Annotated in this window: 2 protein-coding genes; both read right to left on the reverse strand. The window is 61.8% G+C overall.

What is annotated here, in order from left to right; all coding sequences use genetic code 11:
- Positions 1-310: hypothetical protein (locus tag AACY52_RS29665; RefSeq protein ID WP_339561279.1), on the reverse strand; the 310-nt coding region annotated here is incomplete at its 3' end.
- A gap of 3 nt (positions 311-313) precedes the next feature.
- Positions 314-557, reverse strand: a 244-nt coding sequence (locus tag AACY52_RS29670) for a hypothetical protein (protein ID WP_339561280.1), incomplete at its 5' end; no start/stop codon positions are given.

The raw sequence follows: 557 nt of genomic DNA on the forward strand, positions 1-557 counted from the left end.
TCAGCATCCGCAACCTATTGAAGACGGAGACGATCGTCATTTCATGAGCGTTGCGGTACCCAGGAGGCGGGTCGAGCTTCAGGCTCCACAGGAACAGCTTCGCCGCCTCTCGCCAGTCAGCCCATCGCGGATCACTGAACCGGCTGTCGTCAGCAAGAACAAAACCCCAGTCAAGCGAGAAGTCGCTGCGGTTGCTGCCAGGGCGATGACCGTCGAGATGCCAGACCTGATCGGACCATACGGACCGTGCCGATATCCGAAGGGCCGGCCTGACGGCGGCGACAAGATTGGGTGCCGTGGAAGCCGTCATCGCTCACTCCAGCGCCGGAAGCAGTGCGAGAGCCAGCATTCGTTGTTCGGCATCACCTCGCAGTGTTTGCGGGAAGTCCGGCAGGATGTCGTCGACCAAGATGCGCAGGCTCGGCGCATACAAGAGCTCGAAGCGACGCGGATCAATGCGTTCACGCGCCCGCTCCAGTTCGCCGATCGCCTGAAGGATGCGCGCCATGTGTTCCACATTGATCGGTATGACCAGCCCTGGGCAGCGCAAGCAGCCG

Source organism: Pseudomonas sp. EA_65y_Pfl1_P113, assembly GCF_963970525.1.
Lineage (GTDB): Bacteria > Pseudomonadota > Gammaproteobacteria > Pseudomonadales > Pseudomonadaceae > Aquipseudomonas > Aquipseudomonas tritici.